The organism is Streptomyces sp. S3(2020) (assembly GCF_013044505.1).
Classification (GTDB): Bacteria; Actinomycetota; Actinomycetes; order Streptomycetales; family Streptomycetaceae; genus Streptomyces.
In genome coordinates this window covers 1-730 of record NZ_JABERD010000556.1, presented here as the reverse complement: position 1 = coordinate 730, position 730 = coordinate 1, and the positions used below count along the sequence as shown (strand labels likewise).

1 pseudogene is annotated in these 730 nt (G+C 66.7%); it reads left to right on the top strand.

The window, feature by feature from the left end:
* Window positions 1-485 (top strand): annotated as a pseudogene (locus HLK59_RS50305) (amino acid transporter); the annotation flags it as partial.
* Between the last annotated feature and the right edge of the window lie 245 nt (window positions 486-730).

Genomic DNA, 730 nt, shown 5'->3' with positions numbered 1-730 from the left:
GCGTGACGCTCGACCCCATGGCGGAACGTTTCGTCCGGGACATCGCCAGCCGCAAGATCCGCTTCATCGCCAACGAGCCCGACCAGCGCGACAAGGCCGAGTACCGCGACAAGATCGAGCAGATCCGCGAGGACAACGACATCCCCGGCCAGGAGGACTTCGTCTTCGTCGAGGTCACAGTCCTGGACCCCTCGGAATTCGAGGCGGGCCTGACGGTACGCGGCGAGGTCCTCCACAACCGCTACCGCGTCCTGACCCTGGAGTCCTCCTCCATCCCCAATGCCCTGGCCGCCCTCCTCCTCCACGTCCGCGACACCACGGGCTGCACCCCCCACATCTACTTCGAATGGACCGAAGGCAGCCCCTTCGCCAACTTCCTCCGCTTCTTCCTCTTCGGCCAGGGCGAGGTGGCCCCGGTCACCCGAGAAGTCCTCCGCGAAGCAGAACCAAACCGCTCCCACCGCCCAAGGGTCCACACAGGCTGACGCCTGACGGCTGGTGCTACCCCACCCGAAGGCCACCGACGGCCGCCGACGGCGCTCAACCCCCACAAGGGCCACCCGCACCCGACAACGAAGGCAGCACAGGCGGTGCGGGCGGGAAACCAGATCCGGCCGAAGGCCGGTTGCCCACCACACACCCGCACCGCACCCACAACCGCACCACACCCCCAACCGCAACCGCTCCGCCATAAAAATCGCGTCAATCTTCAACGCAACGACGTCAGAGC